General features: G+C 38.7%; 6 protein-coding genes. 4 read left to right on the forward strand and 2 right to left on the reverse strand.

Annotated elements, in window-relative coordinates:
• Positions 1-42: 42 nt before the first annotated feature.
• Genes WNY79_RS07595 through WNY79_RS07605 form a run of 3 tightly spaced genes read left to right on the forward strand, consistent with a single transcriptional unit; the run spans position 43 to position 5,819 of the window.
• The gene (locus WNY79_RS07595; protein ID WP_342875546.1) at positions 43-1,902 is read left to right on the forward strand and encodes an alpha-amylase family glycosyl hydrolase; all 1,860 of its coding nucleotides are present in this window, start codon (positions 43-45) and stop codon (positions 1,900-1,902) included.
• On the forward strand, positions 1,895-3,400 hold the full coding sequence (locus WNY79_RS07600; protein ID WP_342875547.1) for an MFS transporter: 1,506 nt from the start codon (positions 1,895-1,897) through the stop codon (positions 3,398-3,400). Before WNY79_RS07595 ends, WNY79_RS07600 begins: the two co-directional genes overlap by 8 nt.
• A gap of 10 nt (positions 3,401-3,410) precedes the next feature.
• Positions 3,411-5,819, forward strand: a complete 2,409-nt coding sequence (locus WNY79_RS07605; RefSeq protein ID WP_342875548.1) for a glucan 1,4-alpha-glucosidase — start codon at positions 3,411-3,413, stop codon at positions 5,817-5,819.
• 290 nt (positions 5,820-6,109) lie between these two features.
• On the opposite strand, the gene WNY79_RS07610 is transcribed toward WNY79_RS07605, so the two are convergent.
• Together WNY79_RS07610 and WNY79_RS07615 are read right to left on the reverse strand one after the other, a co-directional pair.
• Entirely contained in the window at positions 6,110-8,017 is a 1,908-nt protein-coding gene (locus WNY79_RS07610) for a prolyl oligopeptidase family serine peptidase (protein ID WP_342875549.1), read from the reverse strand.
• A 72-nt stretch (positions 8,018-8,089) separates the two neighbouring features.
• Positions 8,090-11,275, reverse strand: a complete 3,186-nt coding sequence (locus WNY79_RS07615; protein WP_342875550.1) for a TonB-dependent receptor — start codon at positions 11,273-11,275, stop codon at positions 8,090-8,092.
• Between the two features lie 1,235 nt (positions 11,276-12,510).
• Here WNY79_RS07615 and WNY79_RS07620 point away from each other — a divergent pair.
• Positions 12,511-15,438, forward strand: a complete 2,928-nt coding sequence (locus WNY79_RS07620; protein WP_342875551.1) for a TonB-dependent receptor — start codon at positions 12,511-12,513, stop codon at positions 15,436-15,438.
• Positions 15,439-15,595: the final 157 nt, after the last annotated feature.

Raw genomic sequence — 15,595 nt, forward strand, 5'->3', positions numbered from 1 at the left:
CTTTAGTATAAAGCTATAACACTACTGACAAAAAGACACACAATGAAAAAATCAGTTTATGTACCTGCATTACTATGTAGCGCACTTATAACAAGTGCGTGCTCAGACAATAATGAAACCGAACAACAGCAAGCGCCTAAACAGGCGCAAAATGAGTTAACAAAGCCTGTTGTATACCAAGTATTTACACGCTTATTTGGCAACACACAGACCGCGAATGTGCCTTGGGGTACGAAAGAGCAAAATGGCGTAGGTAAATTTTCCGACTTTAACGATGCTGCACTTAAAGGTATTAAAGAATTGGGGACGACCCATATTTGGTATACCGGTGTTTTACATCATGCGCTAGTGGGCGATTATACCGAGTATGGAATTACGCAAGACGACCCTGATGTAGTTAAAGGCCGTGCAGGTTCACCTTATGCAATAAAAGATTACTACGACGTAAACCCAGATTTAGCCATAAATGTGACCAATAGAATGGGTGAGTTTAGTGACCTGATTGAACGCACTCATAAGCATGGCATGAAAGTGGTTATAGATATTGTACCTAACCATGTGGCTCGTAATTATAAATCAGTAGCAAAACCCAAGGGAATAAAAGACTTTGGTGAACAAGACGACACCAGCAAAGAGTACGATAAAAATAATAACTTTTATTATGTACCAGGTCAGTCCTTTCAGGTTCCAACATCACAAAGCTATATAGTTTTAGGGGGTAATACTCACCCTTTAGCTGACGGTTTTTTTGATGAAACCCCAGCAAAATGGACGGGTAATGGTGCGCGTGCACCAAAGCCAGATATTAACGATTGGTACGAAACCGTAAGAGTGAATTATGGCGTTAAGCCTGATGGCAGCTATGACTTTCCTGCATTACCTAAAGAGCTAGAAAACCAAGATTATCGAGCTCATTATGCGTTTTGGCAAAATAAAGAGCTTCCTAATAGTTGGTATAAATTTAGAGACATCACTTTGTACTGGCTCGATAAAGGCGTTGATGGCTTTAGGTACGATATGGCCGAGATGGTACCGGTTGAATTTTGGAGCTTTTTAAATTCATCAATAAAAATGCAAAAGCCCGATGCGTTTTTATTGGCTGAAGTTTACAACCCACAAATGTACAGAGCGTATATTCAGCAAGGAAAAATGGATTACTTGTATGACAAAGTCGGCTTTTACGACACATTAAAAGCCATTATGCAGAATAAGCAAGCTGCCAATACTATTTTTGCAGCCCAAAGCCAAGTTACTGATATTGAAGCGCACATGCTGCACTTTTTAGAAAATCACGACGAACAACGCATTGCTAGCCCTGATTTTGCAGGTGATGCACGCTGGGGGAAACCAGCAATGGTAGTTTCTAGCTTAATTAGTCGCGCACCCACTTTATTATATTTTGCGCAAGATGTGGGAGAGGACGGATCTGAAAACGCAGGTTTTGGAACGCCTACTCGCACCAGCATTTTTGATTATATTGGTGTACCAGCGCATCAAGCATGGATGAATAAAGGCAAATTCGACGGCGCTAACTTAACGAGCGAACAAGCATCACTTCGTGATTATTATAAAGCAATAATGGCTCTTAATAGTTTACCCGCTATTGTAGGTGGAACCATGACAGCGCTTTCGGTTAGTGGTAGCGAGCGCGTTGTTGGTTTTGTACGCACGCTGGGACAGCAATCTATTTATGTTTTTAGTAATTTTAGTGAGGAGCCACAAACGGTATTAATTAATTTAACACCAGAGCAAGCAAATACCTTTGAGCGAAATAAACCGCTACACGACTTACTAGAACAAAATACGGTAAAGATCATCACTGACAAAGAAATTACAAAGCTTATGCTTTCGCTAGATGCATTTAGTAGCGCAGTTTTAACTAATAAGGCTAATCATGAATAATCAAAATAATAATTATGACAGCAACAAACCAAATCTAAGTTTTTGGCAAATATGGAATATGTGTTTTGGCTTTTTAGGCATTCAATTTGGTTTTGCACTACAAAACGGCAATGTGAGCCGTATTTTTCAAACCCTAGGCGCACAAGTTGATGATATTCCAATTTTATGGGTTGCAGCACCGCTAACGGGCTTAATAGTGCAACCAATAATTGGTTATTGGAGTGATAAAACATGGGGGCGTTTTGGTCGTCGACGTCCATTCTTTTTCATAGGGGCGGTACTTACTACTATCTCACTCTTTATCATGCCGCATTCACCAACCCTTTGGATTGCTGCAGGTATGTTGTGGATTATGGATGCATCAATCAACGTCACTATGGAACCTTTTAGAGCACTTGTAGGCGATAACCTGCCAGAAAAACAACGTGCTACGGGCTATGGCTTGCAAAGCTTTTTTATTGGTATTGGTGCGGTATTAGCCTCAGCACTACCATGGATGATGACCAATTGGTTTGACGTAAGTAATACCGCTGCGCCAGGGCAAATCCCTGAATCTGTTAAATATTCATTTTATTGGGGTGGGGTTGTGTTGCTAGTTGCAGTTCTTTGGACAGTTATGCGAACCAAAGAATATAGCCCTGAGCAATTAGCTGCTTTTGAAAATAAAACTGCCAAACCAACGAACACAGTATTAGTAGATATCAACTTCAATAAAGGTGCCATTACTTTTGTGGTGCTAGGTTTAGCAACCCTTGCATTAGTAATGGGTTTATCGCTTGAAAAAGAGTTATACCTACTTGCTGGTGGCTTACTAGCGTTTGGTATTGTGCAGTGGATAGCAAGCGCATTAAAGGCTGCTAACAAAATACAAGGCGGTTTTTACCAAGTAGTACAAGATGTATTTACCATGCCAGAGGCAATGAAGCAGCTTGCTTGGGTGCAGTTTTTTAGCTGGTTTACGTTATTTGCTATGTGGATATACACCACAGCCGCAGTAACAAGCTTTCATTACGGCAGCAGTGACGCAACAAGTAAAGCCTTTAACGATGGGGCTGATTGGGTCGGTATTTTATTTGCAGCTTACAATGGCTTTGCGGCTATTGCTGCTATGTGTATTCCGTTTTTAGTTAAAAAAATGGGATTAAAAGGCGCGCATTGCTTTAACTTATTACTAGGCGCATTGGGCCTTGCGAGCTTTATGTTTATAACAGATCCAAAAATGCTCCTTATTCCAATGATAGGCGTTGGCTTTGCATGGGCTTCTATTTTATCGCTTCCTTATGCAATGTTAAGTAATGCACTACCGAGTAACAAAATGGGCGTGTATATGGGTATTTTTAACTTCTTTATTGTTATACCGCAATTGCTTGCCGCTAGTATTTTAGGGCTTATTTTACGACACGTATTTTCTAATCAGCCTATTTACGCATTATTAATTGGTGCTGCATCATTCGTTGTTGCTGCAATTGCTGTAATGCGCGTTAAAAATTCAAACTAAGGGTCACACAATGAAAAAATATAACCTTATTACCACCGCTCTTTTAACTTTGGGTTTAACAGCCTGTGGTGCACAAAATACGAATAACGAAAATATTGACGCTACAGTTTCAGTCGCTCCTGGCGCACCAGGTGCTGAACCATTTTGGGCTTACGCGGGTAAAACCGGAATTGGTACTTCTTTTGAGCAATACCAAAACGGCCAGTATAATGACAACGCTGCGACAGGTGAAGTATCAAAAGTATGGTTTTCAATTGCTAAAGGTATGATCACCGAAACTATGTTTGGACTCATTCACCAAGCACAAATCAAAGATATGCAGTTTGTAGTAACCGGTAAAGACTTTACAGTCACTGAAGCTGACGACTTAGACGTTACAATTGATTACTTACATAAAGACGATAAAGGTAGACCACTATCGCTTGCTTACAAAGTAACAAGCACAGATAAGCAAGGACGTTTTACCCTCGAAAAACACATATTCACCGATCCAGGCGGACAAACATTGTTTGTACGCAGTATTTTTAATACATCACTTAAAGGCGTGAAAGCGTATGTTGCTGTTAACCCTTATATAAACAACAACGGCTTGGGTGATTTTGCAAAAACCACTGAGCAAGGCTTAGTAGCATGGGAAGATGATAATTTTTTAACGTTGCAATCATCTACGCCATTCAAAATGCAAAGTGTAGGCTTTACAGGTGTGAGCGATGGCATCACCTCACTTAAAAAACAACACACACTAAGCAAAAAATATTCAAACACAGGCGATAAGGCCGGTAACGTCACTCTGCTGGCAGAGCTTGGCAGTATAAGTAGTAATACCACATTTGATTTAGCACTAAGTTTTGGTAAAACGCAGCAGCAAAGCCAACAACAAGGTGCACAGAGCTTATCTAAAGGTTATCAAAATGTGCTTGATGCCTACAACGGTAAAGGTGAAGCGCTAGGCTGGGAAGATTATCTACAAAGTCTTGAGCCATTAAACGCCATGGTTAATCAAACAGCAGATGACGGTAAGCTACTTTATACCAGTGCAATGGTGCTAAAAGCGCAAGAGGACAAAACCAATGCGGGTGCGCTCATTGCCTCACTTTCTAATCCTTGGGGTGAAACTGTTTCAGCCAAAGAGGGTTCTACTGGTTACAAAGCGGTATGGGTTCGTGATTTTTATCAAGTAGCTATGGCATTTATGGCCTTAGGCGATACAGCCACTGCAAAAACGGCCTTCGAATACCTTGAAAAAGTACAAGTTACTAGCAAAACCCTCGGTAACAATGGCGACACTGGCTGGTTTTTACAAAAAACACATGTTGACGGTGAACTTGAATGGGTAGGGGTACAGCTAGATCAAACGGCTATGCCAATTATGCTCGCGTGGAAGCTACATCAAGCAAACGTACTAAGTGATAACGAACTTAAAGATTGGTACGCACGCATGCTAAAACCGGCAGCTGACTTTTTAGTTAATGGCGGAAGAGCTAAAATTTTATGGAACGACATGCAAATCACTCCACCCGCAACACAGCAAGAGCGCTGGGAAGAGCAAAGTGGTTATTCTCCCTCTACAACGGCTGCCGTAGTTGCTGGCCTTATAACAGCCAGTGACATAGCAACACTCAGTGGTGATACTCAAAATGCAGATCGTTATTTAGCAACGGCTAAAAAGTACAACAGTGATATAGAATCGCAAATGTTTACCACCGAAGGTAATTTAAAAGGTGATAGCACCGATGGCGAGTATTTTATTCGTATAGGTCAAGACACCGACGCTAACTCTAATACTAAAATTAACGCCAACAATGGCCGTGAAGGTTTTAACAAAAAGCAGATTTTAGACGGTGGTTTTTTAGAATTAGTCCGCTATGGAGTAAGAAGTGCCAACGATTCAAGTATAGTTAAAACCCTGCCTGAGTATGACGACGAAACGCTTGAAGATAACTTACAGGTTAAATACAGCTTTAACTTTACCGATGGTAGCGGCACATTTGCAGGCTATCGCCGTTATGGCAACGACGGTTACGGCGAAGATGAAACCACAGGTACTAATTACGCCGAAAGCGGGAGCAACACTCCAGGCCAACGTGGTCGTGTATGGCCATTTTTTACAGGTGAGCGCGGACATTATGAAATAGCAGCTGCAAATGCAAATAATGCGCTTGATGATGCAAAACAAGCGGACATTAAAAATAGTTACGTAAAAGGTTTAGAGCAGTTTGCCAATAGCGGCATGATGCTACCGGAGCAAGTATGGGATGGCGTAGGCGTAAATAAAGCAGGTTATGAGTTAGGCGAGGGTACAAACTCAGCAACACCTCTAGCTTGGACACACGCAGAATATATTAAGCTTGTACGCTCACTCAGTGATAAACAAGTTTGGGATTATTATCCGGTGGTTGCCGAGTCTCTAAAAAAATAATATATAATACCAATTCGCTTAATTAAGTGATCTATTTTGAGGCAGGAAAAACGTGTTGATAGCTAGGCAAAAAATTCGCTATTTAGTTGTTCTAAATAAGAATTTTTTAACGCAGTTAGCGATACGTTTAGCCCCGCAAAATGATTAAGTATTATTGCGGATTGGTATAAAATGCTGTAGTGATTAAAAAAGGCTTCTAAATAAATTTAGAAGCCTTTTTATTATGTAGTAACTCGGTATTAAAACTAAAGAATTCTCTTCACAAAAATGAATGTCACCCTTTAATTATATTATTTGAGCCCACATTTATTATCAAACCACGATAATAACTCAGTATAAAACTCTTTTTTATGATCGTAAAAAAGCGTATCAGAAAAGTGATCGGCATCTTCTAGCTCAATATATTTAAAGTCTTTTTTGTACTTTTGAAGCTCAGATACGAAGTCTCTACTGTGTTTTACTGGAACACGACTATCTATATCACCATGTACAATCAGTATCGGAATATTTACTTTATTTACTTGCTCTACAGGAGAGACACCAGAAATAGTAGGGCGTTGTAAAATACTTAAAAAGCGATTTTCGTTAAGAGTTGCATTGATACGACTCAAATCACTTACACCCGCACCGGCAACAACACATTTATATATGTTGTTTTCACGCATAGATGCAGCAAATGCAGCATAACCGCCATAACTCCAACCAAATAAAGCAAGCTTATCTTTTGTTGCTAAGCCTTTATCGATCAAATACTGCGCGGCATCGTCTAAATCATCTTGTTTTTTCAAGCCCCAGTTATTATCACCTGCTATCCAATGCTCTAAACCGTAACCAGTAGAACCACGATAGTTTGGTTGAATAACAACGTAACCATGATAGGCGAGTAACTGCGCCCAATCATCAAAAACAATAGAGTCGCGCACCCAAGGACCACCGTGAGGGAGTACTATTGCGGGGTAAGGACCTTTAGTCGCAGGAATTGTTACATACGCTTTTATTTTGCGTCCATCTCTTGCTTTATAAGAGATATATTTAACGGATCCTAGTTTACTTTTATCAATAAACGGAAGTCGATCACCAATTTTGGTTAACTTCTGTTTATTAGTAACAATGTAATAGCTGCCTGGGTTATCGTCAGCAGATACTCTCACTACTAATACATTATCGTTATCAGAACTACTAATGATTTGCACGAACTTATCTTTAAATAAAGAAGCAACAGATTCGTTAAGTGCTTGAAGGTTAGGATCTGTGAAATAAAACTTAGGTTGCTTGGTGGTATAGCGAAAGCCTTGTAAAGTACCGTCTGTATCAAGTATAACACCGTCGGTATCTACCGATTTAAGGCCAAATTGGCGTTCAGAATACTGACCTGTTTTAATATTGTAAATATAAATGCCAGTCGTATTTTCGCCTAAGTTGGCGTTAACATAAACTTCGTTAGGATTACTTTTTGCGAACCCTAATATCTCAAAATTTTCACGCTTTTTAGGGCTAACTTGCTTAATTACTTTCCAATCATCATTGCCTTTATCTCGGGCATAATAATCGATTGCGTTATCAGACTTATTCCAACCTTGGGCTATTCTTATTTCACCATCGTAGTCAGAAACAAACGAGCCTGATACTTTTTCATTTCCGCGCATTACAGTAACGCTTCGTCCAGTATTAATATTAAAGCGCACTACATCTGGAATGTAGTTATTATTAATATCAACCTCTACTAATACTTCATCTTTTTTGTCAGGAAGTATATTTATTATATTAAATTGAATATTTCGTTTTTTCTTAAATGGCAATAACCAGTCGCCTTTACCATCTGCATCAGTTATTGCAAACTTATTAACCCAATACTTGCGACTACCATCTTCTAGTATTTGTCTAAACATAACGCCAATTTTTTCATCGTTTAACCATACGATGGAAGATATCAGCATTTTATCAGCGCCCAACCTTACGGGGTCTGCTTCTAGGTTATTTGGATCTCTTATCTCAATTATATAGTCACCATTTTTGGTAGTGGCTCTTAAAATAGCAAGCTTCTTACCATCAGGTGATGCTACAACACTACGGATAGCCGATGACATTGAAAAAGCATCGATACTGCTCATTTGTGTCGCATCTTCAGTTTCGCTATTAGCGAAAGAAGATAGGCTTAGTAAGGTAAATCCTACTAACATTCTTTTTTTAAGTTTCATTTTTATTCCCTCAAAAAAAATGGCCTAAAATTTTAGGCCATCTGGATTGAATATATACTCAGCCAATTCTAATTAAAAAGAAGCTGTAAAACTGATGTATGGGCTACGTCCTGAGGTATCATAACCAACACCTAGAGGGATGTTAGTATTTGAGAAAGAACCATTTGGATCTACTTTTGGTGGAGCTTCATTAAATACGTTACGTACACCAAAGTTCACTTTATAAGCATCGTTAGACCAAGTCATACCAATGTTATGCACAAAGTAGTCATCAGTGAAACCTACAGGGCGACATTTAAGTGGAGCACCATTTGCGTCAGTTAAACCACGACAACCTGCAGTACCTTCTTCGAATTCACCTAAATCATCTTCATCTTCACGACCTTTACCGATGAAACGTGTTTCCCAGTTAAATCTAAAATCAGAATATTTAAGTTGTAAGCGTGCTGTACCGCGCCATTCTGGTGAATCTGGCTCACCCATATTGTCATCAATAGTACCAAGTACATCAAAAACTTGCTCTGTCATGCGCGTAGCTTGAAGGTCTAGTGTAATACCTAAGTTTTCTTCTGCAATTACCGTATCTGTTTCAAAGTAGATATTGTAATCAAAACCTTTAGATGAGATTAAACCAATATTGATAAAGCTAGCATCAACTAAATCAATTTGACCATTTTCGTCACGCCCTATACGGCTACAGAAAGCATCATTACCATCAGCAGAATAACACTGACCAATACTGTAGAAAGCACTTGGCTCTGCAATACTATTTGTTACTTCAATATCAAAACGAGTTAATGACATTGTTAAATCAAATGCATCAGTGAACGGTTGTTCAAAGATAAAACCGTATGTTTTAGCCACTGATGTTTCAGCACTAAGCTCAGTTGTACCGCCAGTTTCAATCTCAGCGCTATAAGTTCCAGTATATGAATCAGTCCCACCTTGACCTAAACCAAGAGTAGTTGGATCAATACCTGATGCTTGACAAGCGTTTAGTACCGCTGTATCACGTGTTTCTTCAGCCGCATTATATGTAGCTGCTGAACCTGGGTTCAATGGGTCTATATTACGAGCATCTTCCGGAACAACACATGGATCGGCAACTGTATTAAAACCAGACGTACCGTTTAAGAAACGTTCACGTAAGTTTGGCGCTCTATAAGAAGTACCTTTTGTAGCACGAAGAGTAAACCAATCAACAGGACGGTAGATAGTTTTAAGACTATAAGTTGATTCAGCATCGTAGAAAGATTCTTCAGAAACACGGCCAGAAGCTGTAAATGTAAGTTCTTCAGCACCTTTAACTCCTTTAAGTAAAGGGAAGTCAACTTCTGTGAATATTTCTTTTAGATTACGAGAACCATCAGCGCCTTGGTCAGCAAAGTAGCCCCATAGTAGGCCTTGAGATGCTGCAGCATTTGGATTTGATTCAATCTCATCACGACGATATTCAATACCAACGATACCTGCAACAGTTTCGTTATTCCATGGTAGTGCAAAGAAGTCACCACCCATGAATGCATTAAAAACAAACTGGTTTACTTTAGTTTCGATGTCGCGATCAATAAATAAATAGGCCGCTTCTTCAGGTGAAAGCGTACCGCCGCCTTCTTGGTAAATACTGTCTGCAAATAAATTAACAGGAACACATCCATCAGAACCGGTACCACAGGTAACAGTCCCATCATCATTAAGAACAGCGGTTTCTAATGAGTTAATTAAGCGCTCTTCATCAATACCAACACGGTGGTCAGTACCTTTAGATGCGCTGTACGATACAGACGCGTCGTAGTACCAATTGTCTAAACCAATGTTTTCAAACATGCCGAGGTTACCAGTAACACCAGTAACTAAACGATATTGTGAAACTTCAACCTCAGTTTGATCACGGTCACCACGAATGTTGATGATTGGCTGAACGGCTTCAGGTCCACCAGGGCCCACACCTAACACGCCAAAACAGTCAATACCGTTTGTACCACAAGGGTTATACGGATTTGATGCCGCTACTTGTTGGAATATTTGTGCACCAGGGCTAAAAATTGGTGATTTACGACTCGCATATAAACCTTCGTAGTAGAAAGTTGTATCGTTATCATCTTGGAAGTTATATTCACCATTAAGCATTAGTGAGATACGTTCATTTTTACTTCTGTAATCACCGCTTTTGTAGTAATCCGATTGTTGGAAAGCGTATAGAGGGTCTTGGAAGTCAACGTCACGGAAACCATCGCCGTTACCATCAACAAATACACCATCATTAATACCATCGCCATCGAAATCGCCAGCTACCCATGAAGGTAAAAATCCTTCAAGACTTGATGGTACAGTTGATTCGCTGAAGTTTGGAATACCAGTGTTTGTAAAGTTAGGAGTGTAATAAACACTACCAAAGAAAGAAGGTACGCTAATGCGGTTTGTTAGAGGGAAAATGTCACATGAATCTTCACCGCTTGCTACAGGACCATAGCCACTGTTTCGCGTTACGATACTGCCATCTTCAGCTTCCCAAATACGCTCTTCACACCCTTTAACAAAAGGGTTGCCAGATAAAGATTGAGATTTTTGTTCTGAATATTCAACACCTACAGTGATAAAGCCATTATCCATGGTTTTACCCCACATACCCGAAAGTACAGTTTCTTCACCACCTTCACCTTTAGGTTGACGATAAGATGCATCAACAATGAAGCCTTCCACATCTTTTTTCAATATTACGTTAGCTACACCAGCTACCGCATCAGAACCATAAACTGTTGATGCGCCGTCAAATAAATTCTCTACACGCTCAATCATTACGCCAGGTATTAAATTTAAATCAGGAGATGTTGGTGCGCCACCAACGCCTGCAGGAGCCATTCTTCGGCCATTAATAAGTACAAGAGTTCGCTCTGCACCCAAACCACGAAACCCGATTGTTGCAGCGCCCGGACCGTTATCTAGTACAAAACCACCAAATGTATTATCTATTTGAGCACCAGCCGCTTGGCTAGTTGATTGCAGCATTGAACCTGCATCAAATAAACCCATTTCACGAGATAAGTCACCGTTGATAATTTGAATTGGTGATGCATTAGAAAATTCAGCTTTTCTTATACGTGAGCCTGTTACAACTATTCGTTCAGGTGCTTCTTCTTCTAATTCCACGTCTGAATTTAAGTCATTTTCTTGAGCCAGCGCGTTAGGCGCTAAGGCTACAGAGCCTAGCAATAAGGAGTATCTTATTGCATTTGATAGAGCTTTAGTTTTAAACATATGTAGATCCCTGAGGTATTATTGTTATTTAAGCTATAAAATTAGAAGGTAAGATCATAGCGGCACAATAAATTTACATTAAGGAAACAAAATAGTAAATATGGTTAACGAGTGGCCGTAGTTAAGTAGGCAGTAATTGGTGTTTATTTAACTAAAAAATATAATTTTTTAGGTGCTATTTTCTTTAATTTATTGTTTTTATTGGTTTTATGTTATTTGTAAATGAATGTGAACAGATTTGAGCGGGTATTTACAAAAAGCGAAAGCTCAGATTCACCTTTTAGGAACAAAAAATTGGAAGTAATAGTGTACTTTGTATTTCTTAACCACGTATTAGCTCTGCAACAGAGGAGTTTCGTTCTATTGTAGTCAGGGAGTCAGATAACTTGCAATGGTTATGCTATTAAAGCCGACTAACGCAAGATCTTTTGTTACTTTAATATTAGCCTTTTTAAGCACATATATAGTGCCGATATAATTAACTCGCTTGCAGCAAATAAGGAGTTTAATTTTACGTTACGTTACTAGCAAGTAATGCGCTAAGTGATGAAAAAAGCTAATATTAAAATAATCATGTAAAAGAGCTAAGTGAGAGCATAAACTCAGCTACACCTAAAGTTTGGATATATGCAAAATATATTAAGCAGGTAAGTTTACTCTGTGGTAAACGAGTTTGGGATCATTATTTGGTGGTTTCCGCGTTGTTTTAAGTAATGGTTTTGAAATTATATGACATAAAAAAAGATTTTACTTAGGCGTTTTTTTTCTAAATTAAATTCCGTTTTTTGCAACGGTATAGGGTTTGTGAAGTGTGGTGTGAATATTTATGCTAATTAAGTGGGATAGTATTTTGGTAGGATTTTTAAGTGAATTGTATAAGGGTTGTCTTTTAATGGTGTTTATGGCGCTGTTTTTATAAATAATGGAGCCTGCTTTTTATTCATTTTGTTAGTTTTGCAAACAACTAGCAATGTAAATTATATGTTTGTTTTTTTTGCTTTTATTTTGTTTTTTGGTTTTATCCTTGGTTTTTTGTTAATTTATTGTTTTTTATAGTGATTTTCCTGTTAATTGCTGTCTCATTTTGTTGGCAAGTTTGTTTTTATTGTGTTATTAATTTGTTTCCCCTTATAGATTAAGGGGGGATTAAATACTTTAAATAAGTAACCGTTATATAAAGTATTTGATGAAATACATAAAAAATAAAAATCTAATTATCTAGGGATAAATCAAAAATGAACCATAATTTTTCTAAGACCTTTAAACGCTCATTCACTGCCGCAGCAGTTGCAATGACGTTAAGTGCGGCAATGCCTGCAATGGCAGATAACGTTAACGGCGCTATCAAAGGTAGCTTAACGGCTCAGTCAGGTGTTTCACTAGCGGGTGCATCAATAACAATAACAGATGACACGAAAGGCTATTCAAAAACGCTTATTGCAGATTCGAACGGCGAGTTCGATCTAAAACAGGTACCAGTTGGTAAATATAATATTGTCGTTTCTCAAGCTGGTTTTGACCAAGCTCAAGTTAAAGATGTGGTTATAGGAGTTGGTAAAACAGCTCTTATTGAAATTCCACTAACTACAGGTAATATCGAAAGAATTGCTGTTGTAGGTGGTTCTATTCGCGCAATAGATGTTTCTGCATCAGAATCTTCATTAAACATTAGCTCTGAAGAATTAGAGCTACTACCAATATCTCGCTCAGTAACTTCAGTAGCATTGCTTGCGCCTGGCGCAACTGAAGGGGACAGTCGTTTTGGCGACCAAGCTTCATTTGGTGGTGCTTCTGTAGCTGAAAATGCTTATTACGTGAATGGTCTAAATATGACTAATTTCCGTAATGGTCTTGGTGGTGCAACAATCCCATTCACAGCGTACGATAGCTTCCAAGTTAAAACAGGTGGTTATTCTGCAGAATTCGGGCGTACCACTGGTGGATTAATCTCATCAGTTACTAAGTCTGGTTCTAATGATTTTCACTTTGGTGTTGAAACGATTTATTCATCTGACTCGTTAAGCGAGCAAGCTCCTAACTCACTTTACAAGCAAAATGATCGTTGTGAAGATGCAGACGGGCATTGTATTGGTGATTTATATGTTAATAACCAAGACGACTACGACAATTCATTTGAAACAAGTATTTATGCTTCAGGTGCGATAGTTGAAGACACATTATTTTTCTATGGTATTTATACTGCAAGAGATAATGACTACGAATACGGTAATGCGTCTCAAACAGATTTAACAGTTGAAAAAGATGATGACCCATATTATCTAGCTCGTTTTGATTGGAATATTAACGAAGATCATCAACTAATGCTTTGGGGCTTTAGTGATAAACGAACTTATTCAGAAAAAACAATTTCAGATCCTGAAGGAAATGGTAATTATACTGAAGATGGTGGTACAGCTTATCACAAGCGAGGCGGTGAAAGTTTTGCTGTTCGTTACACTGGTAACCTGACGGAAGATTTAAGTATGTCAGCAATGTATGGCCAAGTTAAATTTTCAGAAACTGATTACTCAGACTTTGATGATTGTCCTACAGGTTATGATGCCGATTTAGGTGAGGATACTACGTGTTATGTAAACTTTACCGTTGGTGAAAATGAAGATAAACGTGAGCAATTGCGCGTTGACTTTGATTACTACCTAAACGATGAGCATACGCTAAAATTTGGTTATGATTCTGAAACTAATACAGCTGATTCAACAACACAAAACTCTGGTGGCGTTTACTACTATTATCGTACATACGAAGAAGGCGCTAGATTGGCTAATGGTTATGTCTTACCTGAAGAAATGAAGACAACACGTGTACGCGATTATAAAAATGGCGGTTCGTTTGAAGTAGAAAACTGGGCTATTTATATTGAAGATCAATGGTCGGTTACAGAAGATTTAACATTAACACTAGGTCTTCGTAATGATAGTTTTACTAACTACAATGCAGATGGCGAAGAGTTTGTTTCTATCGATAACCAAATTGCCCCTCGCTTAGGTGGTTCTTGGGATATTAATGGAGATGGCGATAGTAAGTTGTTCTTCACTGCTGGTCGTTATTACCTACCTGTAGCAGCTAATACTAATATCCGTTTAGCTGGTGCAGAGACTTATATTCAAACATGGTATGCATATGAAGGCTTAAACGCAGACGGTACTCCTGTTGGTTTAGGTACTCAGCTAGGTGATCCTGCTATTTCTAATGGTGGTGACGGTACTGCAAAACCATCAAATACATTATCTGATAAAGATCTTGAACCAATGTATAACGATGAGTATATGATTGGTTATCAAGCAGCAATTAATGATGATTGGTCATGGGGTATCAAAGCAACTTACCGTGTTTTAGGTAATCAAATTGATGACGGTTCTTATATCTTTAGTGATGAAAATGGTGAATACTTAGGTGAAAACTGGTTCTTATTCAATCCAGGTAATGGTGCTACTTTCAATTTCGATCTTGATGGTGACGGCACCACTGAAGAATATAGCTTTAGTGCACAAGAGTTAGGTTACCCGGAAGCTAAGCGTAAATATGCATCAGTTGATTTAACATTAGAGAAAACATGGGATCAGGTTTGGTCTTTAAAAGCTCTATACACGTGGTCTCACAACTATGGTAATACAGAAGGTTTTGTTAAATCTGATAATGCTCAAGATGATGCTGGTCTTACGCAAGATTGGGATTACCCTTATTTAATGGATGGTGCTAATGGTAATCTACCTGCAGATCGTCGTCATAACATCAAAATTTATGGTGCTTTTGCTGTTACAGAAGACTTCTTAATTGGTGCTAATGTAAATATCGCATCTGGACGTCCTTGGACTGCGCTAGGTCAAGGTTATACTCCAGACCCTGATCAATACGTATACGGTGATACTTACTATGTAGGTGACAAACGTTTCCCTCGTGGCAGCATGGGTACTACACCATGGACAGCACGTTTAGATCTTAACTTTACTTATAATCTTCGCTTTAACGATCAGAAAGTTCGTTTAGCTATGGATATATTTAACGTATTTGATGCTGCTACTGAAACTCGTTACGACGAAGCTGCAGAAATAGCTGCTGGCGATGGAAATGCTACATTTGGTTTAGCTCAGGCTTACCAGTCTCCTCGTAGAATTCAATTATCAGCGTCTTACGATTTCTAACAACTTGTTAGTATGAGTTAAAAGTTGTTTAATAAAAAAGCCTCGTTAGAGGCTTTTTTTTATCTAAATTTTGAATTTTTGTGAGATATGAATACATCAGAAAGAAAAGTGAAATGAATAGATAAAAAGATACTGAATAAAATTTAAGTAGTTGTAA

Origin of the sequence: Pseudoalteromonas sp. AS84 (assembly GCF_038900255.1) — a bacterium.
Lineage (GTDB): Bacteria > Pseudomonadota > Gammaproteobacteria > Enterobacterales > Alteromonadaceae > Pseudoalteromonas.

Coding starts and splice junctions, on each gene's coding strand:
- WNY79_RS07595 (WP_342875546.1), top strand. CDS start 43: ATGAAAAAATCAGTTTATGTACCTGCATTACTATGTAGCGCACTTATA.
- WNY79_RS07600 (WP_342875547.1), top strand. CDS start 1,895: ATGAATAATCAAAATAATAATTATGACAGCAACAAACCAAATCTAAGT.
- WNY79_RS07605 (WP_342875548.1), top strand. CDS start 3,411: ATGAAAAAATATAACCTTATTACCACCGCTCTTTTAACTTTGGGTTTA.
- WNY79_RS07610 (WP_342875549.1), bottom strand. CDS start 8,017: ATGAAACTTAAAAAAAGAATGTTAGTAGGATTTACCTTACTAAGCCTA.
- WNY79_RS07615 (WP_342875550.1), bottom strand. CDS start 11,275: ATGTTTAAAACTAAAGCTCTATCAAATGCAATAAGATACTCCTTATTG.
- WNY79_RS07620 (WP_342875551.1), top strand. CDS start 12,511: ATGAACCATAATTTTTCTAAGACCTTTAAACGCTCATTCACTGCCGCA.